The organism is Micromonospora sp. WMMD737 (assembly GCF_049179055.1).
In the GTDB taxonomy this organism is placed as follows: Bacteria; Actinomycetota; Actinomycetes; order Mycobacteriales; family Micromonosporaceae; genus Micromonospora; species Micromonospora reichwaldensis.
Genome location: NZ_JBMHMH010000001.1, coordinates 6,899,472 through 6,925,417 on the forward strand (window position 1 = coordinate 6,899,472; position 25,946 = coordinate 6,925,417).

Annotated in this window: 21 protein-coding genes, 5 tRNA genes and 1 pseudogene; 11 read left to right on the plus strand and 16 right to left on the minus strand. The window is 74.4% G+C overall.

Annotation, left to right across the window (positions count from 1 at the left end; genetic code table 11):
* Positions 1-14 precede the first annotated feature (14 nt).
* Entirely contained in the window at positions 15-1,580 is a 1,566-nt protein-coding gene (locus ACN27A_RS30580) for an aldehyde dehydrogenase family protein (protein ID WP_421457951.1), read from the minus strand.
* A 452-nt stretch (positions 1,581-2,032) separates the two neighbouring features.
* Between ACN27A_RS30580 and ACN27A_RS30585 the strand changes: the two genes are divergently transcribed.
* Positions 2,033-4,960 carry a glycoside hydrolase family 9 protein gene (locus ACN27A_RS30585; protein ID WP_421457952.1) on the plus strand — a complete coding sequence of 976 codons (2,928 nt, stop codon included), beginning with the start codon at positions 2,033-2,035 and terminating at the stop codon, positions 4,958-4,960.
* A gap of 157 nt (positions 4,961-5,117) precedes the next feature.
* Here the strand turns inward: ACN27A_RS30585 and ACN27A_RS30590 are convergent, their stop codons facing one another.
* Positions 5,118-5,531, minus strand: coding sequence for a hypothetical protein (locus tag ACN27A_RS30590; RefSeq protein ID WP_421457953.1), 414 nt, complete (start codon positions 5,529-5,531; stop codon positions 5,118-5,120).
* Positions 5,483-6,073, minus strand: a complete 591-nt coding sequence (locus ACN27A_RS30595; protein ID WP_421457954.1) for a hypothetical protein — start codon at positions 6,071-6,073, stop codon at positions 5,483-5,485. Before ACN27A_RS30595 ends, ACN27A_RS30590 begins: the two co-directional genes overlap by 49 nt.
* A gap of 91 nt (positions 6,074-6,164) precedes the next feature.
* Here ACN27A_RS30595 and ACN27A_RS30600 point away from each other — a divergent pair, with 91 nt between their 5' ends.
* Complete coding sequence (locus tag ACN27A_RS30600; protein ID WP_421457955.1) at positions 6,165-6,689, plus strand: DUF488 family protein; 525 nt, start codon at positions 6,165-6,167, stop codon at positions 6,687-6,689.
* Between the two features lie 30 nt (positions 6,690-6,719).
* On the opposite strand, the gene ACN27A_RS30605 is transcribed toward ACN27A_RS30600, so the two are convergent.
* Genes ACN27A_RS30605 through bioB form a run of 3 tightly spaced genes read right to left on the minus strand, consistent with a single transcriptional unit; the run spans position 6,720 to position 8,493 of the window.
* Positions 6,720-7,226, minus strand: coding sequence for a GNAT family N-acetyltransferase (locus tag ACN27A_RS30605; protein ID WP_421457956.1), 507 nt, complete (start codon positions 7,224-7,226; stop codon positions 6,720-6,722).
* 5 nt (positions 7,227-7,231) lie between these two features.
* Positions 7,232-7,471, minus strand: a complete 240-nt coding sequence (locus ACN27A_RS30610; RefSeq protein ID WP_421458681.1) for a hypothetical protein — start codon at positions 7,469-7,471, stop codon at positions 7,232-7,234.
* A gap of 26 nt (positions 7,472-7,497) precedes the next feature.
* Positions 7,498-8,493, minus strand: a complete 996-nt coding sequence (gene bioB, locus ACN27A_RS30615; RefSeq protein ID WP_421457957.1) for a biotin synthase BioB — start codon at positions 8,491-8,493, stop codon at positions 7,498-7,500.
* 154 nt (positions 8,494-8,647) lie between these two features.
* On the opposite strand from bioB, the gene ACN27A_RS30620 reads away from it, so the two are divergent.
* Positions 8,648-9,784 carry an 8-amino-7-oxononanoate synthase gene (locus tag ACN27A_RS30620; protein ID WP_421457958.1) on the plus strand — a complete coding sequence of 379 codons (1,137 nt, stop codon included), beginning with the start codon at positions 8,648-8,650 and terminating at the stop codon, positions 9,782-9,784.
* A 14-nt stretch (positions 9,785-9,798) separates the two neighbouring features.
* Positions 9,799-10,527: a dethiobiotin synthase gene (gene bioD, locus ACN27A_RS30625; RefSeq protein ID WP_421457959.1), complete on the plus strand. Its 729-nt coding sequence runs from the start codon at positions 9,799-9,801 to the stop codon at positions 10,525-10,527.
* A 457-nt stretch (positions 10,528-10,984) separates the two neighbouring features.
* Here bioD and ACN27A_RS30630 read toward each other — a convergent pair.
* From ACN27A_RS30630 to ACN27A_RS30640, 3 genes and pseudogenes are all read right to left on the minus strand, one after another.
* Positions 10,985-11,404 (minus strand): annotated as a pseudogene (locus tag ACN27A_RS30630) (ATP-binding cassette domain-containing protein); the annotation flags it as partial.
* A 532-nt stretch (positions 11,405-11,936) separates the two neighbouring features.
* Positions 11,937-13,100: a cytochrome P450 gene (locus ACN27A_RS30635; RefSeq protein ID WP_421457960.1), complete on the minus strand. Its 1,164-nt coding sequence runs from the start codon at positions 13,098-13,100 to the stop codon at positions 11,937-11,939.
* A 9-nt stretch (positions 13,101-13,109) separates the two neighbouring features.
* On the minus strand, positions 13,110-13,778 hold the full coding sequence (locus ACN27A_RS30640; RefSeq protein WP_357580450.1) for a class I SAM-dependent methyltransferase: 669 nt from the start codon (positions 13,776-13,778) through the stop codon (positions 13,110-13,112).
* A gap of 310 nt (positions 13,779-14,088) precedes the next feature.
* On the opposite strand from ACN27A_RS30640, the gene ACN27A_RS30645 reads away from it, so the two are divergent.
* The gene (locus tag ACN27A_RS30645) at positions 14,089-14,970 is read left to right on the plus strand and encodes a hypothetical protein (protein WP_421457961.1); all 882 of its coding nucleotides are present in this window, start codon (positions 14,089-14,091) and stop codon (positions 14,968-14,970) included.
* A gap of 129 nt (positions 14,971-15,099) precedes the next feature.
* On the opposite strand, the gene ACN27A_RS30650 is transcribed toward ACN27A_RS30645, so the two are convergent.
* Positions 15,100-18,003, minus strand: coding sequence for a M36 family metallopeptidase (locus ACN27A_RS30650; protein WP_421457962.1), 2,904 nt, complete (start codon positions 18,001-18,003; stop codon positions 15,100-15,102).
* 288 nt (positions 18,004-18,291) lie between these two features.
* Between ACN27A_RS30650 and ACN27A_RS30655 the strand changes: the two genes are divergently transcribed.
* Complete coding sequence (locus tag ACN27A_RS30655) at positions 18,292-19,470, plus strand: alkane 1-monooxygenase (protein WP_421457963.1); 1,179 nt, start codon at positions 18,292-18,294, stop codon at positions 19,468-19,470.
* A 56-nt stretch (positions 19,471-19,526) separates the two neighbouring features.
* Here ACN27A_RS30655 and ACN27A_RS30660 read toward each other — a convergent pair whose 3' ends face one another.
* The gene (locus ACN27A_RS30660) at positions 19,527-20,102 is read right to left on the minus strand and encodes a TIGR03086 family metal-binding protein (protein ID WP_393172213.1); all 576 of its coding nucleotides are present in this window, start codon (positions 20,100-20,102) and stop codon (positions 19,527-19,529) included.
* Between the two features lie 91 nt (positions 20,103-20,193).
* On the minus strand, positions 20,194-20,796 hold the full coding sequence (locus ACN27A_RS30665; RefSeq protein WP_421457964.1) for a TetR/AcrR family transcriptional regulator: 603 nt from the start codon (positions 20,794-20,796) through the stop codon (positions 20,194-20,196).
* 305 nt (positions 20,797-21,101) lie between these two features.
* Here ACN27A_RS30665 and ACN27A_RS30670 point away from each other — a divergent pair.
* The 3 genes from ACN27A_RS30670 to ACN27A_RS30680 all read left to right on the plus strand — a co-directional run bounded on the left by ACN27A_RS30670 (position 21,102) and on the right by ACN27A_RS30680 (position 21,367).
* Positions 21,102-21,174: transfer RNA gene (locus ACN27A_RS30670), tRNA-Gly, on the plus strand.
* A 34-nt stretch (positions 21,175-21,208) separates the two neighbouring features.
* A tRNA-Cys gene (locus ACN27A_RS30675) sits at positions 21,209-21,279 on the plus strand.
* Positions 21,280-21,292: 13 nt separating this feature from the next.
* A tRNA-Val gene (locus ACN27A_RS30680) sits at positions 21,293-21,367 on the plus strand.
* 163 nt (positions 21,368-21,530) lie between these two features.
* Here the strand turns inward: ACN27A_RS30680 and ACN27A_RS30685 are convergent.
* The gene (locus tag ACN27A_RS30685) at positions 21,531-21,770 is read right to left on the minus strand and encodes a DUF6458 family protein (protein WP_091620076.1); all 240 of its coding nucleotides are present in this window, start codon (positions 21,768-21,770) and stop codon (positions 21,531-21,533) included.
* A gap of 163 nt (positions 21,771-21,933) precedes the next feature.
* On the opposite strand from ACN27A_RS30685, the gene ACN27A_RS30690 reads away from it, so the two are divergent.
* Both ACN27A_RS30690 and ACN27A_RS30695 read left to right on the plus strand, forming a co-directional pair.
* A tRNA-Gly gene (locus tag ACN27A_RS30690) sits at positions 21,934-22,006 on the plus strand.
* 48 nt (positions 22,007-22,054) lie between these two features.
* Positions 22,055-22,129, plus strand: a tRNA-Val gene (locus ACN27A_RS30695).
* A gap of 24 nt (positions 22,130-22,153) precedes the next feature.
* Here ACN27A_RS30695 and ACN27A_RS30700 read toward each other — a convergent pair.
* Genes ACN27A_RS30700 through ACN27A_RS30710 form a run of 3 tightly spaced genes read right to left on the minus strand, consistent with a single transcriptional unit; the run spans position 22,154 to position 25,904 of the window.
* The gene (locus ACN27A_RS30700) at positions 22,154-22,531 is read right to left on the minus strand and encodes a hypothetical protein (RefSeq protein WP_421457965.1); all 378 of its coding nucleotides are present in this window, start codon (positions 22,529-22,531) and stop codon (positions 22,154-22,156) included.
* Entirely contained in the window at positions 22,447-25,530 is a 3,084-nt protein-coding gene (locus ACN27A_RS30705) for an AAA domain-containing protein (protein ID WP_421457966.1), read from the minus strand. Before ACN27A_RS30705 ends, ACN27A_RS30700 begins: the two co-directional genes overlap by 85 nt.
* Positions 25,530-25,904, minus strand: a complete 375-nt coding sequence (locus ACN27A_RS30710; protein WP_421457967.1) for a hypothetical protein — start codon at positions 25,902-25,904, stop codon at positions 25,530-25,532. Before ACN27A_RS30710 ends, ACN27A_RS30705 begins: the two co-directional genes overlap by 1 nt.
* Positions 25,905-25,946 lie beyond the last annotated feature (42 nt).

Genomic DNA, 25,946 nt, shown 5'->3' on the forward strand with positions numbered 1-25,946 from the left:
CCCTTCCTTGCACCTCAGGTCGTCGGGTAGCTGTTGTAGTCGGGGAAGTTGCCGTAGAGGCGGCCGTCGCCGCCCTGGGTCACCGCGTGCACCAGCAGGTCGCCGCCGACGAAGGCGCCCTTCCAGGACGCGCCCCGGCCGCCGAACGGCTCGTCCCGGTCGCCCCGGGAGCGCGGCTTGTTGATGCCCACCTTGAATGCCTGGAGGTCGACCGCGAGCTTGCCGGCCAGCTCCTCGTCGTCGCAGGCCAGCGAGGCGACCAGCGCGCCGTTCGAGGCGTTCATCGCGGCCAGCAGCTCGTCGGTGGTGTCCACCACGACGATGGTGTCGACCGGGCCGAACGGCTCGGCGTGCATGAGCCGGGACCGGCCGGGCGGGGCCAGCAGCACCGACGGGGCCACGTACGCGGAGGTGTCCTGCCCGTCGAGGAACGGCGCGCCGGTGAGCTTGCCCCGGTGCAGCGGCACCGCGCCGCCGCGTACCGCCTCGTCGACCTTGCGGCGCAGCTCGTCGGCCTTGGCGGCGCTGATCAGCGGGCCGAAGTCCAGCTCGGGCAGCGGGTCGCCGGCGGCCCAGTCGTCGCCGACGGCGAGCGGGTGCCCGAACCGGACGGAGCGGACGACCGGCAGGTACATGTCGAGGAACTCGTCGACGAGGTCCCGCTGGACCACGAAACGCGGGTACGCGGTGCAGCGCTGCTTGCCGTACTCGAAGCCCTTCTTGAGGTGCCCGGCGAGCAGGTCCCACTGGGAGAAGTTCCAGATGCCCCAGGCGTTGAGGCCCTCCTGCTCGATGAAGTGCCGCTTGTCGGAGTCGAGCAGCGCGGCGGCGACCTTGCCGCCGTTCGAGCGCCCGCCGACGAACGCCACCGCGCCGATCTCCGGCGCCCGGACGAGCACCTCGGACAGCTCCTCGCCGCCGCCGGAGACCAGGGTGGCGGGCAGCCCGGCCCGGCGCATCAGCGCGTGCGCGACGGTGAGGCAGACCGCCCCGCCCTGTGACGGGGTCTTGGCGATGACCGCGTTGCCGGCGAGCAGCTGCACCAGCTCGGCGTGCACGAGCACGCTCATCGGGTAGTTCCACGACGCGATGTTGCTGACCGGTCCCGGCAGCGGCTCCCGGCCGTCGGCGAGCATCCGGTCGATCTCCTCGACGTACCACCGGACGCCGTCGAGCGCCCGGTCCACGTCGGCGCAGGCCAGCCGCCACGGCTTGCCGATCTCCCAGACCAGCAGCAGCGCGAGCAGGTCGCGGTGGGCGGTGAGCGCGTCCAGGGCGTCGGTGACCCGGGCCTTGCGGTCGGCGAGCGGGGTGTCGGCCCAGGCCCGGTGCGCGGCGGCGGCGTGCGCGACCGCGGCGCGGGCGGACTCCGCGTCGAGGCGGGCCAGGTTGACCAGCACGGTGTTGTCGACCGGCGTGCGTACGGGGCTGGGGGTGCCCACCGCGTGCCAGTCGCCGCGGACGAGGTTGTGCAGGGTGGTGACACCGTCGACCGGGGAGCCGAACGCCTCGGGCGCGGCGGCCACCGCGCGGGCGAGGGTGTCGGACCAGGCGGTGCCGTCGGCGAGTCGTAGAGCCATCGCGATCTCCTCAGGTTGGCCGGGGGAGCGGCAACGTCGATGGCACCGCTGGTGTGGGCGTACTGTCGCGCGCCGGAAAGGGGCGGGCAACAGTACGTTCGTATGCCGGAACGCCCGGCCTGTCGCCCGCCCGGTCGCGACGCGTGTCGGCGCCCACCCTTCCTGACGATGACCTGCCCGTACGCCGAAATTTAATCCATCGATGTCGATGGTGTGACGTACGTCAGGTGCGCAGGTAAGGGCTTTCCTGTCAGCGCCCCCGCGCGGGCGCATCGCAGGCGCACCGCGCGCGTCTTCACAAACCGGCGACCGCCGCATTACATTGTCGTTCATCCATGGGAGCGCTCCCGGACCCGTGGCCGTACCCCCACCACCCTCGCCGGCACGCCCCGACCACCACCCCGCACGCCGTCCCCGGTGCCGCCGGCGACGCCACCGACAGGAGCCCCGTCATGCGTCACCCGAGACGTCCGCGCCGGCCGGGCGAGCAGCCCTGGCTGCCCCGCCTGCTGGCCGCCGGCAGCGCCCTCGCCGCCGGCCTCGCCCTCGCCGTCACCGCCCCGGCGCCCGCCTCCGCCGCGACGCCCGCCGCCGGGGCCGCCACGCGGACCGCGCCCGCCGCCGCGGCACCCGCCGCCACCTTCAACTACGCCGAGGCGTTGCAGAAGTCGCTCTACTTCTACGAGGCGCAGCAGTCCGGCCCGCTGCCCGACTGGAACCGGGTCTCCTGGCGCGGCGACTCCGCGCTCACCGACGGCGCCGACGTCGGGCTCGACCTCACCGGCGGCTGGTACGACGCAGGGGACCACGTCAAGTTCGGCTTCCCGATGGCGTTCAGCGCCACCATGCTCGCCTGGGGCGCCGTCGAGTACCGCGCCGGCTACGTCGCCTCCGGCCAGCTGCCGCACCTGCTCAACAACCTGCGCTTCGTCAACGACTACTTCATCAAGGCGCACCCGGCGCCCAACGTCCTCTACGGACAGGTCGGCAAGGGCGACGACGACCACAAGTGGTGGGGCCCGGCCGAGGTGATGCCGATGGCGCGGCCCGCGTACAAGATCGACGCGAGCTGCGGCGGCGCGGACCTGGCCGGCGAGACGGCGGCGGCGATGGCCGCGTCGTCGATGGTCTTCCGGCCCACCGACGCCGCCTACGCCGACAAGCTGCTCGGGCACGCCAGGCAGCTGCACACGTTCGCCGACACGGTGCGCAAGAGCTACCACGAGTGCATCACCGACGCGACCAGCTTCTACCGCTCCTGGAGCGGCTGGCAGGACGAGCTGGTCTGGTCCGCGATCTGGCTGCACCGGGCCACCGGCGAGGCCGCCTACCTCGCCAAGGCCGAGAGCGAGTACGACAAGCTCGGCACCGAGAACCAGAGCACCACCCGCTCCTACAAGTGGACCATCGCCTGGGACAACAAGCAGTTCGGGGCGTACGTGCTGTTGGCCAACCTGACCGGCAAGCAGAAGTACGTCGACGACGCCAATCGCTGGCTCGACTACTGGACCGTCGGCGTCAACGGGCAGCGGGTGCCGTACTCGCCCGGCGGGATGGCCGTGCTCGACTCGTGGGGCGCGCTGCGCTACGCGGCGAACACCTCCTTCGCGGCACTCGTCTACAGCGACAAGACCACCGACGCCACCCGCAAGGCCCGCTACAAGGACTTCGCCGTCCGGCAGATCAACTACGCGCTCGGCGACAACCCTCGCGCCTCCAGCTACGTCATCGGCTTCGGCGCCAACTCGCCGAAGAACCCGCACCACCGCACCGCGCACGGCTCCTGGTGGGACAGCCAGACCGTGCCCGTCGAGACCCGGCACACCCTCTACGGCGCGCTGGTCGGCGGCCCGTCGGCGGCCAACGACGCGTACACCGACAACCGGTCGGACTACGTGATGAACGAGGTCGCCACCGACTACAACGCCGGCTTCAGCTCCGCGCTGGCCCGGCTCGCCCAGGAGTACGGCGGCACCCCGCTCGCCGGCTTCCCCCGCGCCGAGACGCCGGACATCGACGAGCTGACCGTGGAGACCACGGTGATGCAGGCCGAGCCGCGCGCCACCGGCCTCAAGACCATGATCTACAACAAGTCGGCCTTCCCGGCCCGCGCCCTGACCGACGGCAAGTTCCGCTACTACTTCCGCCCCGACGGCACCGGCCCCGTCACGGTCACCCCCGGCTACACCCAGGGCTGCCCGTCGCCGGCCACGGCCAGGCAGTTCTCCGGCGACATCTGGTACGTCGAGGTGGACTGCACCGGGCACACCATCGCGCCCGCCGGGCAGTCGCAGCACCGGATGGAGGTGCAGTTCAAGATCGGCGTGCCCGAGGGCGGCACCTGGGACCCGACGAACGACCCGTCGTACCAGGCGACGGCCGGGCCGAACCGGAAGGTCACCCTCTACTCCGGCGGCACCCGGATCTGGGGCGAGGAGCCCGGCCCGGCCACCCCGGACACCACCGCGCCGACCACCCCCGGCACCCCCGTCGCCTCGGCCGTCACCGCGACCGGGCTGACCCTGACCTGGCCCGCGTCCACCGACGCCGGCGGCAGCGGACTGGCCGGCTACGAGGTCACCCAGGCGCAGGTCGGCAGCGACGCGCTCGTTCTGCTCAACTCGACCACCAACACCCTGGCGGTGACCCGGCTGCTGCCCGAGCGGACGTACCGGTTCACGGTGCGGGCCCGCGACGGCGCCGGCAACCGCTCGGCCGCCTCGCCCGTGGCCGAGGTGACCACGCCCGCCGCCCCGGCACCCGACACCGTCGCGCCGACCCGCCCCGGCACCCCGACCGCCTCGGCGGTCACCGCCACCGGGCTCACCCTGAACTGGGCCGCGTCGACCGACAACGTCGGCGTCACCGGTTACCGGGTCTACCGCGAGGCCGGCGCGACCGACGCGCTGGTCGGCTCGCCCACCGGCACCACCGTGGCGGTGACCGGGCTGACCGCCGCGACCGCGTACCAGTTCCACGTGGTGGCGGTGGACGCGGCCGGCAACGCCTCGGCGGCGTCCGCGCCGGTCGCCGTCACCACCGCCGACCCGCCCGCGTCCGGCGGTTGCGCCGTGACCTGGACGACCAGCGGCTGGGACAGCGGCTTCACCGCGAACGTCACCCTCACCAACACGGGAACCACCGCGATCGACGGCTGGACGCTCGCCTTCACCTTCCCCCACGCCGGGCAGAAGGTCGGCCAGGGCTGGTCGGCGACGTGGACCCAGACCGGCGCCGCGGTCACCGCCACCAGCCTCTCCTACAACGGCCGGCTCGCCCCGGGCGCGTCGACCAGCTTCGGCTTCAACGGCACCCACACCGGATCGAACCCGAAGCCCACCGCGTTCACCCTCAACGGCACCCCCTGCACCATCTCCTGACGCACCACCCCGCCGATGGCGCTGTCCGCGCCACCGGCGGGGCTGGCGTGGACGTCACCGTCCGTGCCACCGGCGGCCTGGCGCGGACGTCACCGTCCGCGCCACCGGCGCAATCTTGGACAGTTGCCGTTCGCTGGGAACGGCAACTGTCCAAGATTCACGCCTCGGGGCGCCAGCCCGCCGCGGTCAGGGCGCGGCGGAGCGAGTCGGCCACCTCGTCGGGGCGGGCGCGGACCAGCCACGCCGGGAAGCGGAGGATGCGGTCCCCCGAGGTCCAGACGTCGTTCTGGCGTCTCATGTCGGCCGCCCAGTGCCGGACGTCCATGTGGTGCGCGCCGTCGATCTCGACGTGCAACCCGCACTCCCGCCAGTACGCGTCGAGCCACCGCGTCCGCCCGGCGGCGTCGGCGCGCCGCTGCTGGAGGTGGGGCGCGGGCAGGCCGTGGCGGCGGCAGAGCCGGACGAAGTCGATCTCCGAGAGCGCCTCCGCGCCACCCGCGATGTCGGCCACTGTCTGCCGGATCAGCGCCCGCCGACGGGCCCGGGGCAGCGCGTCCAGCGCCGCCGACAACTCCGCCGGCGTGACCCGTCGCTGCTGACAGCCGGCCGCCAGCGCCGCCTGCGCCTCGTCGACGGTGCGGGCCCAGCCGGCCGCGTCCACCAGTGCCCGGTGGTGGTGCGCGGCGGTCGGGCGAGCTGGAGGTGTGCCGCTGGCAGCACCGACGCGCGGTGCACGACGACCGCCGGCATGTCGATCGGCAGCCGCCCCAGCACGGTGCGCCCCGCCCGCCGGTGCGCCGGCACGAGCACGTGCAGCGGCTCGCGCCGCAGTCTGCGTACGCCCGCCTCGGCGGCAGCCGTCGGGCCGGCCAGGACCGCACCGGGGCCCGCGGCGAGCACCGCCACCCACAGCTGCTGGTCCCGGGTCAGCCGGCCGTTGCCCATCAGCACGACGCCCCGGCAGATCGCGCGCCACCGCCCGGAGCGCACGCGTCCGCGTACGGTGCCCTCGGTCAGCGAACGGGTCGCCTGGGCGGTGGTGACGACGCCGGCCTGCTCGAACGTCAGCCAGTCGAGCGCGTCGGCCTCGTCGGCCGGAAGGTCGGGGTGCACCCGTCGCAGCCTCGCCGCCGGCCATGCCGCCCGCCGCCCCGCGCGGGGATCCCGGGCGGTAGCCGCCCGCGATTCGGGGCATCCCCTCCTCGTGGAGTTGCTGACGGTGGGGCACGGGGCGGCCGATCGGGAGCGGCTGGGCGAGCTGCTGGCCGGCGCCGGGGTCGCGCTCGTCGTGGACGTGCGGCGGTTCCCGGCGAGCCGGACCAACCCCGACGTACGCCGGGAGGAACTGGCCCGCTGGCTGCCGGCGGCCGGCGTGGACTACCGCTGGGAACAGCGCCTCGGCGGCCGGCGGCACACCCCGGCCGGCACCGACGAGCCGGACACCTGGTGGACCGTGGCCGCCTTCCGGGCGTACGCGGCGTACACCCGTACCGCCGACTTCCGGGCGGCGCTGGACGCGGTGCTGGCCGACGCGGCGGGCCGGACCACGGCGGTGATGTGCAGCGAGAGCGTCTGGTGGCGCTGCCACCGGCGGCTGATCGCCGACGTCGCCGTGCTGGGGCGCGGCGTGCCGGTGTCCCACCTGATGCCCGACGGCCGGCTCAACCCGCACCGCCCCGCCGAGGGCGCCCGCCGGCTGCCCGACGGCGACCTCGTCTGGGACGGCTGACCGACAGGCGCGGCCGGGCGGCCTTCCGGCTCAGTCGGCCAGGTCGTCGGCGAGCAGGTCCATCAGCAGCCCGTCGTGCCACCGCCCGTCCTCGCCGCGCTCGTAGCGGCGCAGCACCCCGACGGGGCGGAAGCCGACCTTCGCGTACGCCCGGACGGCCGCCGTGTTCGCCGCCGCCGGGTCGATGGTGAACCGGTGGTGGCCGTGCTCGTCGATCAGGTGCCGGACCAGGGTGCGGATCGCGTCCCCGCCCAGCCCCGCGCCGCGTACCGCCGGGTCGAGGAAGACGTCCATGCTGGCGTGCCGGTAGTCGGGGTCTTCCTCGGCGTACCACTGGATCGCGCCGACCACCCGGCCGTCGTGCTCGATCGCGTACACCGTCAGGGCCTCGTCGGCGAGGTCGGCCCGGACGGCGGCGGCGAGGTCGTCGCCGCCGCGCCACCAGCGCCGGACCTCCGGGGTGGCCCGGATCGCGGCGAGCGCCGGCACGTCCCCGGCGCCCGCCGGCCGCAGGGTCACCGCCCGGCCGCGCAGCATCCCCCTCAGCCCCGGATCTCGCCGTGCTCGACGCAGACCGCCGCCCAGCCCACCGGCAGCACCTGCACCTTCATCCGGCGGCGGCAGTGCGCGCAGAAGCGCGGCGGCTCCAGCACCCGGGCCGCCGCGCACCCGTCGTGCGACCCGGCCGCCACGGTCTCGCCGCAGCGGTCGCACCAGACGCCCGACGCCCCGCCGGCCACCGTCGCCGCGTCACCCGCCGGCACCGTGTCGGTCGCCGGCATCGCGTCACTCGTCGTCACCGGGGCGCTCACAGCGTCGCGGAGAGCGCCTTGACCGGCATCTTCAGGTCGTCGAGCAGCTCCAGGTCGGCCGTCGCCGGCCGGCCCAGCGTGGTCAGGTAGTTGCCGACGATGACCGCGTTGATGCCGCCCAGCAGGCCGTCGCGGGTGCCCAGGTCACCGAGGGTGAGCTCCCGGCCACCCGCGTACCGCAGGATGGTGCGCGGCATGGCCAGCCGGAAGGCGGCGATGGCGCGCAGCGCGTCCTTGCCCTCCACCACCGGCCGGTCGCCCAGCGGGGTGCCGGGGCGGGGGTTGAGGAAGTTCAGCGGCACCTCGTGCGGGTCCAGCTCGGCGAGCTGCGCGGCGAACTCGGCCCGCTGCTCCACCGTCTCGCCGAGGCCGAGGATGCCGCCGCAGCAGACCTCCATGCCGGACTCGCGGACCATCCGCAGGGTCTCCCAGCGCTCCTCCCAGGAGTGCGTGGTGACCACGTTGGGGAAGTAGGAGCGGCAGGTCTCCAGGTTGTGGTTGTAGCGGTGCACGCCCATGTCGACCAGCTCGTCGACCTGCTCCTGGCTGAGCATGCCCAGCGACGCGGCGACCTGGATGTCGACCTCGGCCTTGATCGCGGCGACGCCCTCGCGCATCTGCTTCATCAGCCGGGCGTCCGGGCCGCGCACGGCCGCCACGATGCAGAACTCCGTCGCCCCGGTCGCCGCGGTCTGCTTCGCCGCCTCGACCAGCGAGGGGATGTCCAGCCAGACCGACCGGACCGGGGAGGTGAAGAGGCCCGACTGCGAGCAGAAGTGGCAGTCCTCCGGGCACCCGCCGGTCTTCAGGGAGACGATCCCCTCGACCTCCACCTCGGGCCCGCACCACCGCATCCGCACCTCGTGGGCGAGCTGGAGGGCGGCGGGCAGCTGCTCGTCGGGCAGGTTCAGCACGGCGAGGACGCCGGCCTCGTCGAGACCGACGCCGTTCTCCAGCACCTGGGTTCGGGCCTGGTCGAGGATCTCTGGCATGGCTCGTACCCTACAAGGCCAGCTGGCCGGGATGAACGGCCCGCGTGTCGGCACCCGGACGCAGGGGTGGACACGCCGGGCGCTGGCCGGCGGGTGGTAATTTCGCCCGGCGGAAGCGGCCGACGGCGGCCGGCCGGGCGGCGTGGGGGTGACGGTGGCGGACTGGCTGGCGGCGCTCGACCGCCGCGCCGAACTGCGCGCGAAGGCGGGGCTGACCCGCCGGCTGCGACCGAGGGCCGCCGGCGACGCCGTGGTCGACCTGGCCGGCAACGACTACCTCGGCCTGGCCACCCACCCCGAGGTCACCGCCGCGGCGGCGCGGGCGCTGTCGGCGTACGGGCTGGGGGCCACCGGGTCGCGGCTGGTGCGCGGCTCCACCGACGCCCACCACGCGCTCGAGGACGCCCTCGCCGACTGGCTCGGCGCCGAACGGGCACTCGTCTTCTCCTCCGGCTACCTGGCCAACCTCGGGGCGGTCCGGGCGCTGGTGCGGCCTCGTACGCTGCTCGTCTCCGACGCCCACAACCACGCCTCCCTGATCGACGGCTGCCGGATCTCGGGCGCGGAGACCGTGGTGACCCCACACGCGGACATCGCGGCGGTGGCCGCCGCCCTCGCCGCCGCGCCCGGCCGGCCGGCGGTGGTCGTCACCGAGTCGGTCTTCTCCGTCGACGGCGACCTCGCCCCGCTGGCCCGGCTGCACGCCGTCGCCCGGGAACACGGCGCGCTGCTGCTGGTCGACGACGCGCACGCCCTCGGGGTGACCGGCCCGGCCGGCGCCGGGGGTGTCGCCGCCGCCGGCCTCGCCGGCCAGCCCGACGTGGTCGTCACCGCCACCCTCTCCAAGGCCCTCGGCGGCGCGGGCGGGGTGGTCGCCGGGCCGGCGGAGTTCGTCCGGCACGTGATCGAGACCGGCCGGACCTTCATCTTCGACACCGCGCTGCCCCCGGCCGTGGCCGCGGGCGTGCACGCCGCCGTCGGGCTGGCCCGCGCCGGCGACGACCTGCGCGCGGAACTGGCCGAGCGGGCCGCCCTGGTCGTCCGCCGGCTGGGCGCCGCCGGGCTGGCGGTCTCCGCCCCCGACGGCGCGGTCGTCTCGGTCACCGCCCCCGGCCCCGAGGCGGCGAGCGCCTGGGCGGCCGACTGCCGCGACCGGGGAGTCGCCGTCGGCTGTTTCCGGCCCCCGTCGACCCCGGACGGCCGGTCCCGGCTGCGGCTGACCATCGGCGCCGGCGTCCCCCGGGCGGACTTCGAGCGGGCCCTGGAGACCATCGTGGAGTGTGCTCCTTGAGTCGGGGTGGGGACATGACCGGGCCGTGGCGCGGGCCGGTGCTGGTGACCGGCACCGACACCGACGTCGGCAAGACGGTGGTCACCGCGGCGATCGCGGCCGCCGCGCAGGCGGCCGGCCTGCGGGTCGCGGTGGTCAAGCCCGCCCAGACGGGTACGGCCGGCGGCGAGCCGGGCGACGTCGACGCGGTCAACCGGCTGGCCGCCCCGCTGACCGGCAGGACCCTGGCCAGCTTCCCCGACCCGCTCGCCCCGCTGGCGGCGGCCCGGGTCGCCCAGCTGGAGCCGCTGGCGCTGGACACCGCCGTCGACGCGGTCCGCGAGGAGGCCGACAAGCACGACCTGGTGCTCGTCGAGGGCGCGGGCGGCCTGCTCGTACCGATGGGGCTGCGGCCGGAGGGCCGCTCCTGGACGGTGGCGGACCTGGCGGTGGCGCTGGGCTGCCCGGCGGTGGTGGTGACCCGGGCCGGTCTGGGCACCCTGAACCACACGGCGCTGACGCTGGAGGCGCTGGAGCGCCGCGCGGTGCCGGCCGGCGTGGTGGTCGGCGCGTGGCCGGCCGCGCCGGAGCTGGTGCACTGGGCCAACCTGACCGACCTGGTCCCGAACCTGCTGGGCGCCCTGCCGGCCGGGACCGGGGCGATGGATCCGGGGGTCTTCCGCCGGTCCGCGTCCGGCTGGCTCACCCCCGCCTTGTACGGGGTGCTCGACGACTGGCGCGCGTGGGCCGAGGAGATCAGCTGAGCACCTGACTTTCGTCGGTGCCGGCGCAGGTCGGGCGTGGGTAGCCTGACCGCCGTGGGGAACTGGTGGTCCGTCCGGGTGGGCGGCGCGGTGCGGTGCCGGGAGGTCGTCCGGCGGCGGCTCGGCGACCTGCTCCTGTGGGCGACGACCGCTGCCCCGATCGCGTACGCGCTTGTCACCCCGCCGCACGCGGGGCCGGCCACCGCCCGGCTCGCCGGCACGCTCCTGCTGCTCACGGTGGCGGTCGCGGTGAGCCGGCGCTGGCCGGTGGTCGCCCTGGTCGTCGTGGTGCTCGGGTCGCTCCTGGACGGCAACTTCCTCTTCGCGATCCCGGTGTTCAGTTACCTGACCGGTCGCCGCAGCGCCACCGCCCGTACGGCCGCCGTCGCCTTCGCCGCGCTCGCGGCCGGCGGCACCGCGCTCAACCTGGGGCTGCTCGGCACCGGCGCGGGCACCTGGTTCCTGCTCGCCTCCGTGCTGCTCTTCGCCGGGGTGTTCCCGTGGCTCGTCGGGCGGTACGGGCGTCCAGCCCCACCGTGGCGAGCACCTCGTCCACCCGGCGGTCCGGTATCCCGTTGCTGCGGGCCATCGCGAGCAGGTGCGCCCGACCCGAGCGGGCGGGATGGACGGCCCGGGCGTCGAGCAGCGCGCCGACCTCGTGCAGCGGGCGCCGCAGCTGCCGGTACGCCCGCCCGCGCACGAGCGCCTGCCCGGCGGTGGGCCGGTCCAACCCGAGGATCATCCGCATGGTGGTGGACTTGCCCGCGCCGTTCGGACCGAGGAATCCGGTGACCCGCCCCGGCCCGATGTCGACGGTCAGGGCGTCGACGGCGGTCGTGCCCCCGAACCGCTTCGTCAACCCACGTAATGTGATCATGCGCCGACGCTAGGTCCAGGCCCCGTGCCGTCGCCGCGCCCGAACGACACCCTCCGGCACTGACTTTCGTCAGCTCGCCCCGCGCCCCGCGCCCCGCGGTCTGCGGGCGGCGATGGCGGTCGCCCGACACTGTCGAGCTGCCCGCATCGACGGGGCAGGCGCTCCGCTGTCCGGATCAGGGCCGCCTGCGGTCCTGGCGACCCCGCTGACTGGGCAGCGGGCTCAGACCGGTTCCCCTTACCGGCGAACGGAAGCGTCGACGCGGGGGACGCCTCGGCCTGGCGATCGGGAGCGTCGACGCGGGGACGCCTCGGCGTGGGGGGCGTTCCAGGGCATCGGGCTGGTCTCACAGATGGGGCAGCTCGACAGCGTGCCTGTCGCCCGTCGCCGTCGGCTGTGCGGTCCGGTGGCCACGTCCGGCGAGAGTCGGCGTGCCCGTAGCCCGTCGTCCCGGAGGGTGCCCGGGACGGTGCCGGTCGCCCCGGACGGCGCCCGGCCGGCCACTGGGGGACGCGACGTGGTCGGGAGGCGCTCAGCGCTGGCGGACGACGAACGCGTCGGGCATCCGGAAGGTCAGGTTGTCCGGGCACCACGGCTCGCGGAGCACGCTGACGCCGTCCAGCAGCGGGGCGGTCTCCGCGACCACCACGGCCGCCTCCATCCGGGCCAACTGGTCGCCTACGCAGCGGTGCGCTCCGGCCCCGAAGGCCAGGTGCCGGCGTGAACCGCGCTGCCCGGGCCGGAACTCGTCCGGCGCGTCGACGGTGGCCGGGTCGCGGCCGGCGCGAGCCAGCCAGAGCACGATGCTGGTGCCCGCCGGCACCGCCGTCCCGCCCAGCATCGCGTCCACCGCCGCCACCCGTCGCCAGGTCACGATCGGCGGCTCCAGCCGCAGCCCCTCCTCGACGACGTCGGCGGCCCCGACGGTGCCGTCGCGCAGGCCGGCGAGCACGGCCGGCTCGCCGGTCAGCCGGTGCAACAGCAGGGTGAGGAACTGCGAGGTGGTCTCCTGGCCGGCCACCAGCAGGAAGAACAGCGCACCCACCACCACGTCGGGCGGGTGCCCGGCGGCCCGCAGCGACCCGGCCAGCCCGCCCCCGGTCGCGGCGAACTCCCGCAGCACCCGGTGGAAGCGGCCCACCTCGACGGCGAGGGCCTGCTGCCGGTCGGCGTCCAGGGGCGCCCAGAACAGTTCCAGCGCGGCGCGGGCGAACTCCTTCACCGCGCCGACCGGCGCGTCCGGCAGCTCGACCAGCCGGGCCAGCACCAGCAGCGGCAGGTCGGCGGCGAGCCGGGCGTACAGGTCCACCGACCCGCCGGCGGCCAGGGTGGCGGCGATGCCGCCGACGCGCTCCCGGACCAGATCGGTCAGCCAGGGCCGCTGCGCGGCGACCCGCGTCGGGTGCAGGGCGTCGGCGACGATCGCCCGGATCGCCGGGTGGCTGGCGCCACCGTTGTTCGCCAGGGTCGGCGGCAGCCGGAACCGGTGCCCGGCCAGCACCCGCAGCGCGGCCACCGGGATCGGGGTCACCGCGTCCAGCGCGTTGTCCGGCCGGTACGTCGCCGGATCGGTGAGCACCTCACGGACCAGGGCGTGCCGGGTCACGACCAGGTGCGCGACCCCCACGTGGTCGCGTACCCGGGCCACGTCCGGCCAGTGCGCGTCGGCGGTATGCGCCCAGCTCCGGAACAGCACGCCGACACGCTAGCGGCCCGCCCCCGGCAGCCCCGCCCGCAACTGCCACACCGTGGTGCGCTTCACCCGTACGCTCTCCAGCGTCTCGGGCACCGGCACGTCGTAGACGGCCAGCTCGTCGAAGCGGTCGTGCGGCAGGAAGGCCCGGCCGGGGTCGCCGACCAGCACCTGGGCCCCGGCGCGGGCGGCCCGGAGCAGGAAGCGCAGCACCCGGTTGGCCATCGCCTGGCTGTAGAACACGTCCCCGGCGAGCACCACCTCGGCCCCACCGGCGTCGCCGTCGAGGACGTCGCCGAGCTCGGCGTCGACGCGTACCCCGTTGGCCTCGGCGTTGACCGCGACGGCGGCGACGGCCAGCTCGTCGATCTCCACGGCGCGCACGGCGGCGGCGCCGGCCCGCGCGGCGGCGATGGCGACCAGGCCGGAGCCCGCGGCGAGGTCCAGCACCCGGCGGCCGGCGACCAGCTCCGGGTGGTCGGTGACGTACCGGGCCAGCGCCTGCCCGCCGGCCCAGGCGAAGGCCCAGAACGGCGGCGGCTGCGCGCTGCGGAACTCGCCCTCCGTCAGCTCCCACAGGCCGATGGCGTCGTCCGCCTGGTGCAGCCGCACCTCGGGAACGAAGGCGACCGGGGAGAGACTGGCGTGCAGGCGGACGAAGGCGGCGGAAAGGTCGGACACGCCGGCGATTGTCCCCCGCCGCCCGAACCCACCGACCGGCGCCACCCCGGATCGCCCCCGACCGGCGGCCGGTCGAGGGCCGCCCCGGCCGGCCGCCGCGAGCCGGTCGCCGCCGCGCGGTCACCCCTCGGCCGGTCGCCGCCGCGCGGTCGTCGGGCCCGGCGTGTCGCGGGGAGGGGGTGACCGGTTCACCACTCGCGGTGAAATCGGCCGCCGCGCTTGGCGACCGGTGCGAACACGCCCGTCTACCGGCCGGCCGGCGGCGCTGGCAGCGTTGCGGGTTGGCGACGACCGACGGGAGGTGGGAACGGTGGCGACCGTGTGGCGGTACGCGCTACGGGCCGGGGTGGTGCTCGGCTGCCTGACCGGGGCGGGTCTGCCCGCGCCCGCGCAGGCGGCCTTCGCCACCGAGCTGAGCGGCCTGCCGGACGAGTTCACCGCCGGGGGGCGGGTGGAGACCGTCTCCGCCGTGGTCTCCCGCGACGACGGCGGCTGCGTCAAGGTCCGCTGGTCGATGGTGCTGCGGGTGCGCGGGATGCGGCTCGACCAGGTCAGGGTGGACCGGATCGAGGAGACCGGCTCGTTCCCGCTGGACGTCCGCGCCGACGGGGAGGTGGCCCGGCTGACCGACCGTCGGCTCGACCCGGGCACGCTCTGCCCCGGGCGGACGGTCACCGCCCGCTACCGGTTGGCCTTCGCCGGGGACGTCACCCGGGGGCGGATCACCCTCGCGGCGGAGGCGTACGACGCGAACCTGCGGCTGCTGTCCCGACAGACGGCCACGCGGTCGGTGGTCGGGTCGACCGCCCGGACGGCCGCGCCCGGGGAGCCGGAGCCTCGCCCCGCCCCGGCGGACACGACCGGACCGGCAGGGGAGACGGGGGGAGCGGCGGAGCCGGGGGCGGCGCCCACCACCGACGAGCCGACGACCGACGACTCGGCGACCGACCAGCCGGTGGCCGCCGGGGCGCCGCCAGCGGCCGGCGCGGGGCGGCCGGTGGCGGGGGCGGGCGGTTTCGGGGCCGTGCAGGCAGCGTTCCTGCTCGGTGGGCTGCTGCTCTCGCTCGGCCTCGGCCTGCTGCTGCGGCTGCGTCACCTGACGCGGGCGGCCGGCGCGGACGACGACGTCGGGCCGGACCGGCGCCGGGAACGGGCCGCCGTGCCCGCGCGGTGGCGGGCGGCACGCCGCTGACCGAGGGCCACAGGTACGACTGTCCGGCGCAGTCACGGGGGACGCATGCCCGGCGGCGGTCCGCCCGGGTCGACGGCCGGAGGTGGTCCGTCGGGGCCGGCCGGCGCGCCGACCGGCCCCGACGGGCGGTCACTTCGAGAACGCCTGGAACTCGGCGATGCGCACCTGCGTACGCGCCGGGCTGGCCGTCGCGCAGTCGGTGGTGGTCGCCGGGTCGTCGTCCTGCTCACCGGCGTAGGCGGGGCCGCCGGTGCACTGGCTGGCGAGCACCTCCAACCGCAGGTGCGTGGCCAGCGTGGTCGGCACCGCGAACTCGCGCAGGTTGATGTCCGGCACGTACGCCCGGTACGCCCCGCCCGGGAACGCGTCGGGCGCGCTGGTGTGGATCCGCCGCCAGTTCGCCGGATCCGCGCAGTCGGTCGTCTTCGCGTTGCACGCCGACACCGCGAACGAGCGCAGCGCGCTGAGCGCGTTCTGGCCGCCCGCGTCGGCGTCGCCGGCGATCGCCGGGCGCAGCATGGCGCTGACGTTCACCCGCTTCACGACCTGCGGCGCGTCCCCGGGCAGCGCCACGGTCACCTGCCGACCGGCCACCCCGTCCAGGGAGGCCCAGTTGGTGGCCTCGGTGTCGTCGGCGATGCGGTCCAGGTTGACCCCGTCGCCGGTGACCGTCGCGCCGGACGCCGTGGACGCCAGGTTCCGGCTCATCCGCAGGTCGACGTACCCCTCCTTGCCGGCCTTGGCGACCACGGTCAGCCGCTGGTGGCCGAAGCCGGGCGCGACGGCGAGCAGCTGGTACGTGCCGGGCACCAGCTCGACGGTGTCCAGCAGGGCGGTGGCCGGGTCGGTGTCGGCCACCGGCACCGCCCGCGCCTCGTACGCCCCGACGTACACCCGGATCGGCGCGTCGGCGCTGTCGCCCTTCGGGCGCAGGGTGAGCACGGCGTTGTCGGCGCCCGGAGCGGCGAAGCTCGGCGTCGGGTCCGTGTCGGCGGCGCCGTTGGTGGCGGCGTCGCGGCCCATCCCGGAGCGGGCGAACTCCGCCCAGAGCAGGTCCTGGTTGGCGCCGCCGAAGCGCAGCAGGTCGGCGGTGAGCATGTTGTCCCGCATGTCGAGCATGCTCACCTGGCTGGCGGCCTGGAGCAGGAACGAGTCGAAGACCAGCTGCGACCAGCGCCGGTTGCCCGGGCACTGCTCCACCGCCACCCTGCCCTGCGCGCAGTCGAGCTGCCGCTGCGGGGTGCCGACCCCGTAGCGCTTCATCATCGCGGCGCGCACCCGGAAGTTGGTGGCGCTCCAGATCTCGCCATCGGCGTGCACGGCGGGCCCGCCGGTGTTGTAGCCGACGTCGGAGTAGTTCAGCGGGCTGCGGCTGAAGTCGTGGTTGCGGATGCCGCTGACCAGGTTGCCGGTGACGTAGCCGCCGGTGACGTAGGGCGTCTCGCCGGGGGCGCGCAGCCCGTGCTGGAACAGGTACTCGGCGGCGAGCAGGTCGCTCCACGACTCGCCCATCGAGCCGCCCTGGTGCCCGCTGATGCCGCTGTCCGGGCCGGCGATCATCCGGTTGGTGATGGCGTGGGTGTACTCGTGCCCGATCACCGTCATGTCGTAGTCGCCGTCCACGCAGGGCGGGTACGGCCCGCCGGCCTGCGGCTGCCACAGGTACATGTTGGTGGTCGGCGGCAGGCCGTCGCGCGGCGTGCCCTGGTTGGCGTTGTTCCGGTTGCCGCTGAGCGCACCCTGCTGGGCGCGGCCCTGCTCGGCGTCGCCGCCCAGGCCGTGCGGGGTCAGGTTCACCGCCTGGAGGTTCCAGGTCGCCTCGGTGAAGCCGAGGTGCCAGGCCCAGTCGTGCATCCGGTTGTGCATGGCGAACAGGTTGGCGATCGCGGCGTCGCCGTCGTTGCGCTGCGCCGAGGTGAACACCTCCGGGTTGCAGCGGGCCTGGTGCCACTGGTCGGTGAACGGGTACTCGTAGCGGCGCTGGAGGCTGGGCGTGGCCGGTACGGCCGGCGTGCCGCCGCCCCAGGACAGCACGGTGTTGGCGGAGTTGCCCCGGGCGGTGCCCGTCGGCGTGCCGGTGGCCGCGTCGACGTCCCACGGTTGCCCGGTGGCCGGGTCGCGGAAGGCCGCCTGGCAGCCCGGCGCGGGGTCGCCGCACCAGCGCACCCGGGGGTCCTGCCCGGGGCCGAGGTCGCGCGGCGGGGTGGCCGGGAAGACCGCCCAGCTCGGGTTGTCCGAGTCGAAGTCGACGAGGTCCTCGCGGACCAGCACCTGCCCGGTGATCCCGTCGACGTACGTGGTGAACGCCGCCGGGTGGTCGGTGTCGGCGCCGATCAGGGTCACCTCGTACGCGGCCCGGGGCCCGTCGAGCGGGGTGGGCACGGCGACGGCGCGGACGCTGTGGCTGCGTACCGCCTCGGCGGTCAGGCCGGCGTCGGCGCGCGCCGCGGCGTACGCCTGCTCGTCGGTGAGGGTGGCCGGCGCCGGCGCGTCGGTGTCCCGGGACAGCGAGGAGCTGACCGCGAGGACCTTGCCGCCGGCGACCGCGACGGTGACCAGGCCGTCGTGCCCGGCCGGCAGGTCGCCGAAGCGCTGCCGGAGGGTGACGACGGCGCCGGCGCCGACCGGGCGGACCAGCACCCGGTCCATCGCGTCGACCGCCGCGGCGTCCAGCCCGAAGAGGTCCTGGTGCCCGGTGAGGTACGCGCGGGCGGCCGCCTCCGGCTCGGCGGGCAGGCCGGTGGCGAGGGGCGCGCTGCCGGGGCCGAGCGCGTGCGGGGTGCCGAGCCGGTTCCAGCGGGCGTCCGGGTCGGCGCTGCGCGCCAGGCCCCGCTGCCGCGCGTCGGGGGCGGCGGTACCCGGGCGGTTGTCGACGTCGGCGTGCTGGTGCTGCCCCTCGGCGAACGGGCCGGAGCGCCGCTCGGCGGAGGCACCGCCGGTGGGGGCGGCTGCGGTGGGTCCGGTGGGCAGCAGCGCGGCCGCCACCGCGGTCGCCGCCAGGACGGGGATGAGCCGGCGTCGACGCCGACTCATCCAGGGTGTCCACTCCGGTTGTGCCACGGGACCTCCTCGTGGGAGCGGGGTGGCCGGCCCTCCGCCGGCCCGCGCAGCGTGGTTACGCATGCGCATCTGTGGATATCAGCCTGCCTGGGTGGGGACAAGGGTCGCGCCTACTCAAGGCGGCCCGGCGCGTCGCGGGAGCCCTCGCGGATGCCGGAGCGGCGCCCCTTCCCGCGCTGGTTTCGACAAAAACAGTCCCTTGTACACAGACGTGACGGCTGTCACAGTCGAGGGAGGACCGCGACAGAGCGGAGGCCGGCCATGGCCCTCGACCCCACAGCGCCCGCCACCGCCGCCGGCTGGCGGGACACCCGCCGGCCCTGGTGGCCGCTGGCACTGCTCGTCCCGACGCTGCCGTTCGTCGGCTGGGCGACCTGGCGGGCCACCGGCGACGCCTGGGCCTGGTGGCTCACCCCCGCCGCCGTGTTCGTCCTGATCCCGGTGGTCGACCTGCTGGTCGGCGAGGACCGGCGCAACCCGCCCGACGAGGCGGTGCCTCGGCTGGCCGCCGACGGCTACTACCGCTGGCTGACCTATCTCTATCTGCCCGCCCAGTACGCCGGGCTGGTGCTCTGCTGCGCGGTCTGGGCCCGGGGCGACCTGACGGTGGCCGGGGCGGCGGGCCTGGTCGCCACGATGGGTGTGGTCGACGGCATCGCCATCAACACCGCCCACGAGCTGGGCCACAAGCGCGAGACGGTGGAGCGCTGGCTGTCCAAGGTGGCCCTCGCGCCGGCCGCGTACGGGCACTTCCACGTCGAGCACAACCGGGGCCACCACACCCGCGTCGCCACACCGGAGGACCCGGCCAGCGCCCGGCTGGGGGAGAGCTTCTGGGCGTTCTGGCCGCGTACGGTCTCAGGCAGCCTGCGCTCGGCGTGGCGGCTGGAGGCCGCCCGGTTCCGCCTGCGGGGCCGCAGCCCGTGGACGTGGCGCAACGACGTGCTCAACGCGTTCGCGATGACCCTCGCGCTCTACGCGGCGCTGGCCGTCGCCCTCGGCCCGGGCGTACTGCCGTACCTTGCGCTCCAGGCGGTGGTCGGGTTCTCCCTGCTCGAGGTGGTCAACTACCTGGAGCACTACGGGTTGGCGCGGCAGCGCACCCCCGCCGGGCGCTACGAGAAGGTCGACCCCCGGCACAGCTGGAACAGCGACCGCAGCGTGACCAACATCTTCCTCTTCCAGCTCCAGCGGCACAGCGACCACCACGCGAACCCGCTGCGCCGCTACCAGACGCTGCGCACCTTCGAGTCCTCCCCGCAGCTGCCCGCCGGCTACGCCACGATGGTGCTGGCCGCGCTGGTGCCGCCGGTGTGGCGCCGGCTGATGGACCACCGGGTGCTCGCCCACTACGGCGGGGACCTGACGCTGGCCAACGTCCACCCGCCGGCCCTGCGCCGGCTGCGGGAGCGCCGTCGACGTGGCCCGGCGGCCGCCTGACGACCGGGTCCGCGTCCCGGCCCGCCGCGCGACCCCCGCCGCGGCCGGTCGGTCCCTCACGGCGCCCAGTCGGGGTCGCGGCCGAAGGCGGCGACGAGGCGGTCCTGCTCGTCCGCCCGCGCCGGCACGTCGACCTCCGGCCGGACCAGCCGGCCCCGCTGGTAGTCGCCGATCCGCTGAGCGAACCACTGCGCGCACGCGGCGACCGCGTCGGCGTCCAGCCGGGGGTCCGCGCCGATCGCCACGGCGAGGTCCCAGCCGTGGATCAGGTGCTCCGCGGTCAGTTGGTGCAGGTACTCGTCGGCGGGGGTCTCGCCGGAGGAGAGCCCGACGGTGCGCTCCAGCGCCCCCGGGTGGGTGAAGGCCAGCTCGGCCTGCCCCGCCGCCTCCCGGGCCGCGCCGGCGGGGTCCGGGCCGAGCACGTCGCCGTCGTAGCGGTCGCCGACCTGCTCGATCGTCCGCCCCGCGAGCAGCGCGACGCTCCACCGGTCCTCGCCCACCACGTGGTTGACCAGCGTCCGGACGTCCCAGTCGGGGCACGGGGTCGGGTCCGACCACTGGTCGGGGCCGACCTGCGCCACCCGGTCGGTGAACTCGGCCAGGCTGCGGCGGTACGTCTCCAGCGGGTCCATGCCGACGATTGTTCCGGCTGCCCCGGGGAGCCGAGCCGTTTTGCCGGCTTCGCGGGCGGCCGGAGCGCCGGTCGCGCCGGCCGGGCCCGGCTCAGTCCAGCTGCGTCGGGTCGAGCCCCAGCTCGCGGGCGGTGAGCAGGCGCACCCACTCGGCGAACTGCCGGCGGGAGATCACCCGGTCGTGCACCGCGAGCTGCACCGCCAGCCCGTCCATCACCGCGCTGATCCGCCACGCCGCCCCGGACGGGTCGGCGCACTCGAAGGTGCCGTCGCGGACCCCGTCCGAGATGACCGTGGCCAGGTCCTCGCGCCAGCGCAGGTCGAGCCGGCGGGAGAGCTTCTCCAATTCCGGGGTACGCAGCGACTCCGCCCAGCCGTCGATCCACATCGCCCAGGAGGTCGCCCGGCCCGCCGGCGTGTAGAGCCGGACGATCCGGCGGAGCTTGGTCAGGGGCGGGGCGCTGGAGCGCATCACCGCGTCCAGGCGGGCCAGATCCTGCTCCACCGCGTACGCGAACGCCTGCGCGAGCAGCCGGTCCTTCGTGGCGAAGTGGTAGAAGACCAGCGCCTGGCTCACCCCGGCGGCCTGGGCCACGTCGGCCGTGCGGGTGTTGGCCAGGCCGCGTTCCACGATCACGTCACAGGCCGTGCGCAGCAGGGCATCCAGGCGGATCTCCGCCGCACGTCTCGTCACGCCGTTACCGTAGCCCATCCGATCGAACACGGGCAGTTACGGATCACGGTCCGTCCTGCCCGCCAGAGTCGGAATCCGGACAGTTCCCGGAGCGGATCCTGTCCGCAGCCCGCCGCGGCTGCGGGCGGCGGGACGAGCCCGGCCCATCCTCCTAGGAAGCCTAGGTGGCGGGCGGTACGTCACCCTTCCGCCGCAGGTGTGCGGCGGGCCGGTCCCACCCGACTCGCCGGCAGCCACCCCGATTTGGCAACCGCTCGCCCGCTCGGCTAAAGTTCTCACCCGTCACCGGTTAACGCCGGAGACGTGCGGACGTAGCGCAGCTGGTAGCGCATCACCTTGCCAAGGTGAGGGTCGCGGGTTCGAATCCCGTCGTCCGCTCGGAGCTGCCGCCACGCATGACGGGGGCAACCTCGGTGGGGTGGCCGAGAGGCGAGGCAACGGCCTGCAAAGCCGTGTACGCGGGTTCAAATCCCGTCCCCACCTCGGTAACAAGCGAGGGCGATTGGCGCAGTGGGAGCGCGCTTCCTTGACACGGAAGAGGTCACTGGTTCAAACCCAGTATCGCCCACCAACACGAAGGCCCGTCACCGAATGGTGACGGGCCTTCGTCGTTCCCCACCCAGGCGGAGCTTTCGGCTGGCGGACGCGATGTGCCGGCCACCCTGCTCCGGGTGACCGGCACGTCGGCAGTGCGTTGCGCGACCGTTCAGCTCCGGCGGCCGCGTGGATGAGCGTCAGAGCGGCGGTGCGACGTCCCGGCGCTCCTCGACCCGCCGGTACTCGACCGGCTCGGTCGTGCTGACCACCTGGCGGCGGCGTCCCCAGATGAGCGTGGTCATGATGAGGCCGAGCACGCCGGCGGCCATCAGGATCCACCCGACGACGTCGAGGTTGATGCCGCCGAGGCTCGCGTCGAGCGCGAAGGTGAGGATCGCGCCGAGCGCGATCAGGAAGATGCTGGTGCCGATACCCACGACAGCCTCCTTGGTCAGGGGATGTGGTGTGCTGTCGATGGCCCCAGTACCCCGTGGTCTACCAGCGCAATCATCGCCCGGTCCGGTCGTCGGCGGGGCGGCGTGCCAGGCGATCTTGCCGTCGGGTAGAGTTTCCCCCGTCGCCGACGAACACCGGCGGCACGCGGACGTAGCGCAGCTGGTAGCGCATCACCTTGCCAAGGTGAGGGTCGCGGGTTCGAATCCCGTCGTCCGCTCGCGATCCGCCCCTCGTGATCCGGCCTGCCGGGTCGGGCGGTCACCCCGGGCGATTGGCGCAGTGGGAGCGCGCTTCCTTGACACGGAAGAGGTCACTGGTTCAAACCCAGTATCGCCCACCAGCTGTCTTCCTTGATGAACGGTGATCAGGCGTCGCCCTTGCGAATGCCTCCCTCGACTGCGTCGCGCAGTTCCTTCACCACCTGCTCCGGTTCGGCGAGACAGCGCCAGGCCGGTACCCGCCTGACCTCCGTGGCCGCGGCGACGATGTCGAGCCTGCTCAGGATCCGTCGTAGCGGCCTTCCATCCGGGTCACCCTCGGGATCGTCGACAAGCACCGCCAGGCTTTTGTCGCGAAGGCGGAGCGTGAGGTCGACCGGATAACCCGGAAGTGGCGTGCCCCAACGCACTGTCAGCCCGGCCTCGCGTAGACCGGCGATCAGTTGGTCGACGGGCCGCGCGTCGACGCCGGCGTCCGTGGCCGTCGGCGCGGGCGGGCTGGCGAGATCGGCCAGCACGCGCACCGCAGGTCGTCGGCGAGGCCGGCGTCCTGGAGCGCGCGGTCCAGGATCCGCTGCTGCTCGGCCAGTGGCGTCACCACGCCGATCGTGACGCCCGGGTACTCCTTGCGCAGCCGCTGGACCTCGTCCACCACGGCGTGAACCTCGTCAGCGTTGCGGCCGGAGCCTGTGGCGCCCCGGGTGAAGCGGCCGGACACGTCCACCCAGCGGGTGGCGGACTCGGCCGGTGCGGCCAGCCGGGCCGGGTCGGTGAGAACCGTCAGCCGGTTCTGGTAGACGACCCGGTTCGGGGCGTCGATGATCTCCGGGTGGCAGCGGTAGTGCTCGTCGAGCAGGATGGTGCTGCCCGCCGCGGTCGCGAACGCCTCGTACGCCGAGTGGTTCCGGTGGGTGAGCCGCCGGCTGGTCAGCCACTCGTGTCCGAGCCCGGCGCGGGCCTGCTCGCCCCGGTCGTCGGTGTCGGAGAGCTCGACGACCGGTGTGAGCTGGCGCGGGTCGCCGATGATCAGGGCACGTTTCGCCCGGTAGAGCATCGGCAGGATGGCAGCGACGGTGCACTGCGCGGCTTCGTCGATGATCACCAGGTCGAACAGCCCTGCCCTGGGCAGCAGCCGGCGGGCGGACATCGCGGTGACGGCCCAGCCCGGTAGCGCGGCGAGAAGCTCGCTCATGTAGGCCCAGCTTCGTGCTTCCGGCTTGGCCATCTCGTCGGCGCGGTTGCGGAGCAGGGTCGTGTTGCCGGCCACCCGGGCGGCGATCTGTGCCCGCACCAGTTGGTCGCTGTGCGCGGGTCTGGTGTCGTGTTGCAGCGTCCGTAGCCGCTTCCAGACTTCTTCGGCGGTGCCCGGCCGGGACTGGAGTCGCTGGCGTCGCTCGCGCCAGCACTGCTCGATGACCGCCTGTTCGCCGAGGGCGGTGGTCGCATCCCGGTCGCACACGCCTCGCGACCGCAGTCGCCTGCGATACCACCACCCGAACCACCGGCTCGTCAGTGCCCGGTCGGTGAGGTCGACCAGCTTGGCCAGGACGGCGTCGTCGGTGTCGGCGAGTGAGCGGTCCCGTTCGAAGGCGAGGTCGGCGAGATCCCGTTCGAGGCGGCGACGCTCGTCGAGATCCTCGCGTAACCGCTTGATCTCCTGCGCCACGAGTCGTAGCTCGTTGGCCGGTCCGCCGGCCTCCGGCACAGGCGGTGGCCATGCCTGCATCACCTCGGCGAGGTACTGCGGCTCCTGCTGCCGGTACTCCTTGTTCCCGGTACGCAGCACCAGGCCCGGGCCCACCATGCCGGTGACCCGCTCGACGACCTCGTCGACGGCCCGGTTGTTGGTCGAGCCGATCAGCACGCTCTGCCCGGCAGCCGTGGCGGTCGCCAGCAATGCGGTCACCAGTTGGCTCTTGCCGGTGCCGGGCGGTCCCTGCGCGACAGTGAGGGGTCGGCTCATCGCCGCCCGGATGACGTCCTCCTGAGTCTCGTTGACCGAACTCAACGCCACCGTCAGGACGTCGGCATCCTGCTCATCCGCCCCGGCCTCGACACCGCTCGACAACGTGCCGAGTGCGGTCGATGCGCTCTTCCCCGCGTTCTTGATGATGTCCTGCAGGTCCTCGATGAGCTGTCGCTCAGGGGACTCCGCGCTGCCCGCGGCGAACAGCATCCCGGCGTTCTGCACCCGGTTGACGGGCCCGCGGTTGACCATCCCGACCAGATTCTCCGGGTCGAGGGCGGACACCGGCTTCAGTCCGAACGTGTTCGCCACCAGCTCGGCCACCTCGGCGAGGGACTTGTGCTCGCCGGGGACGAGTCGTTCGGCCACTGCCTGCCGCAGTTCGTCCGCCTCGACCGCAGCCAGCTGGAAATGGTCGATCAGGGCCGGACTGGGCTGTGGCGGCGCCGGGTGCGCCAACCCGTCGTCTCCCACGGTCAGGTCCGAGACGAGCAGGGGCGCCAGTCGTACCTGCTGGGTGCCCTTCTGCGGCAGCGCCACGACCGGGTAGCCGTACTGCAGACAGCGGCCACCCGCCTCGGCCAGCCCGGCCAGCCGCTGGCCGCGCTCCTTCAGTGCGACCGGCTCGGTGGCCGAGAGCATGATCTCCCGGCCCGCGGGCGCAGCGAGGTACGAGTCCTTGTTCGCCGGGTTCACGAAGAACTGCAGGACGGCGGAGCGTTGCAGGCAGGCGACGTGGTAGTTGAGCAGACGACGCCACCGCTCGGTGTCGAAGGGTGCGTCCTCCGGCTCGTCGCTCCGTACGCCTGGGCTCCGCGGTGGCCGTTCGTCCGACCCCGCGACCAGCGGGATCGGGTCGGTGACGCCTTCGCTCGACTCGACCGGCTTCTCCTCCCGGCGACGTGACATCTCGGTCATCGCGTACCGGGAAAGGTCGCTCGCGGTGAGCCAGCCGTCCTCCGCGGTCGCCCGGGCCGCACCGCGGAGGCCGGTGAGCAGGACCTCGGTGAAGACCGAGGGCCGGTCCGGGCCCTGCGCCTTCGACGCCTTCAGATGGCTGCTCGACTGGAGCATGAACGTGCCACGCTCGCGCTTGAGACGCCGGGGCTCCTGCCGTACGCCGCCGCTGAACCGGTGACGGGCGGTGAACGAGCCCGAGAAGCAGCAGTCCAGCAGGACCACCTTCTGGCTGGCCTTGGTGTGGTTGAGCATGTGCCGCAGGACGCCCTCGACATCGAACGCCGTGGTGTGCAGGAGAGTCGTGTCGGTGTCGATGGTGCCGAAGAAGAGGGACTGCCGGTCGTCGTGCTGGACGCCGTGGCCGGAGTAGTAGAAGAGCGCGAGATCACCGGTGCGCCGGGCGCCGTAGAACTCCTCGACGACCTGCTTCATGCGCGCCGCGGGCAGGTCGACGTGGGCGTCGACGCTGTCGAAGTCGCCGTCGCTGTCCAGCACGGTCCGCACCTGTTCGACGTCCTGCCGGACGCCGGGCAGCGCGGTGAGCTTCGGGGCGGCGTGGTAGGTCGCCGTGCCGAGCACCAGGGCGTGCCGACCCATCAGCGGGAATGCGCGATCGCATCACGGACGAGGTCGATCAGCTGGGCGGTCTCCGCCTTGGTCGCCTGGTCGATGGTCAGCTCGACGGCACCGATCTTCAGGTGTGCCCGGCGGCCCTGGTTGCGGTTGAGGAAGCCCACCACCAGGTCCACGAGTGCCTGCGCGTAGCCCGGGTCGGCGCCGGCGACCGCGGCCACGGTGGCCAGCACCAGCTCGCCGACGCCCTTGCTGTCGGGGCCGGTGGGCGCCTCGAGCCGCCGCACCTCGCCGATGTCGCCGAGGTCCTCCACGAGCTCGTCAGTCAGCTGGTCGAGGACGAAGTCGTCGTCCTCCGGCAGCGGCGTGAAACTGACCTCAACGACGACCTCGGACACCCGTGCCTCCCCCAGACCGATCCGAAAGCACCCGGAACGCTA

What these genes read in the sequence shown, in the direction of transcription:
- ACN27A_RS30610 (WP_421458681.1), bottom strand. Translation starts at nt 7,471, where the DNA reads ATGCCGGCGACCGACACGGTGCCGGCGGGTGACGCGGCGACGGTGGCC.
- bioD (WP_421457959.1), top strand. Translation starts at nt 9,799, where the DNA reads ATGACCGGGCCGTGGCGCGGGCCGGTGCTGGTGACCGGCACCGACACC.
- bioB (WP_421457957.1), bottom strand. Translation starts at nt 8,493, where the DNA reads ATGCCAGAGATCCTCGACCAGGCCCGAACCCAGGTGCTGGAGAACGGC.
- ACN27A_RS30585 (WP_421457952.1), top strand. Translation starts at nt 2,033, where the DNA reads ATGCGTCACCCGAGACGTCCGCGCCGGCCGGGCGAGCAGCCCTGGCTG.
- ACN27A_RS30580 (WP_421457951.1), bottom strand. Translation starts at nt 1,580, where the DNA reads ATGGCTCTACGACTCGCCGACGGCACCGCCTGGTCCGACACCCTCGCC.
- ACN27A_RS30660 (WP_393172213.1), bottom strand. Translation starts at nt 20,102, where the DNA reads ATGGACCCGCTGGAGACGTACCGCCGCAGCCTGGCCGAGTTCACCGAC.
- ACN27A_RS30650 (WP_421457962.1), bottom strand. Translation starts at nt 18,003, where the DNA reads ATGAGTCGGCGTCGACGCCGGCTCATCCCCGTCCTGGCGGCGACCGCG.
- ACN27A_RS30655 (WP_421457963.1), top strand. Translation starts at nt 18,292, where the DNA reads ATGGCCCTCGACCCCACAGCGCCCGCCACCGCCGCCGGCTGGCGGGAC.
- ACN27A_RS30705 (WP_421457966.1), bottom strand. Translation starts at nt 25,530, where the DNA reads ATGGGTCGGCACGCCCTGGTGCTCGGCACGGCGACCTACCACGCCGCC.
- ACN27A_RS30605 (WP_421457956.1), bottom strand. Translation starts at nt 7,226, where the DNA reads ATGCTGCGCGGCCGGGCGGTGACCCTGCGGCCGGCGGGCGCCGGGGAC.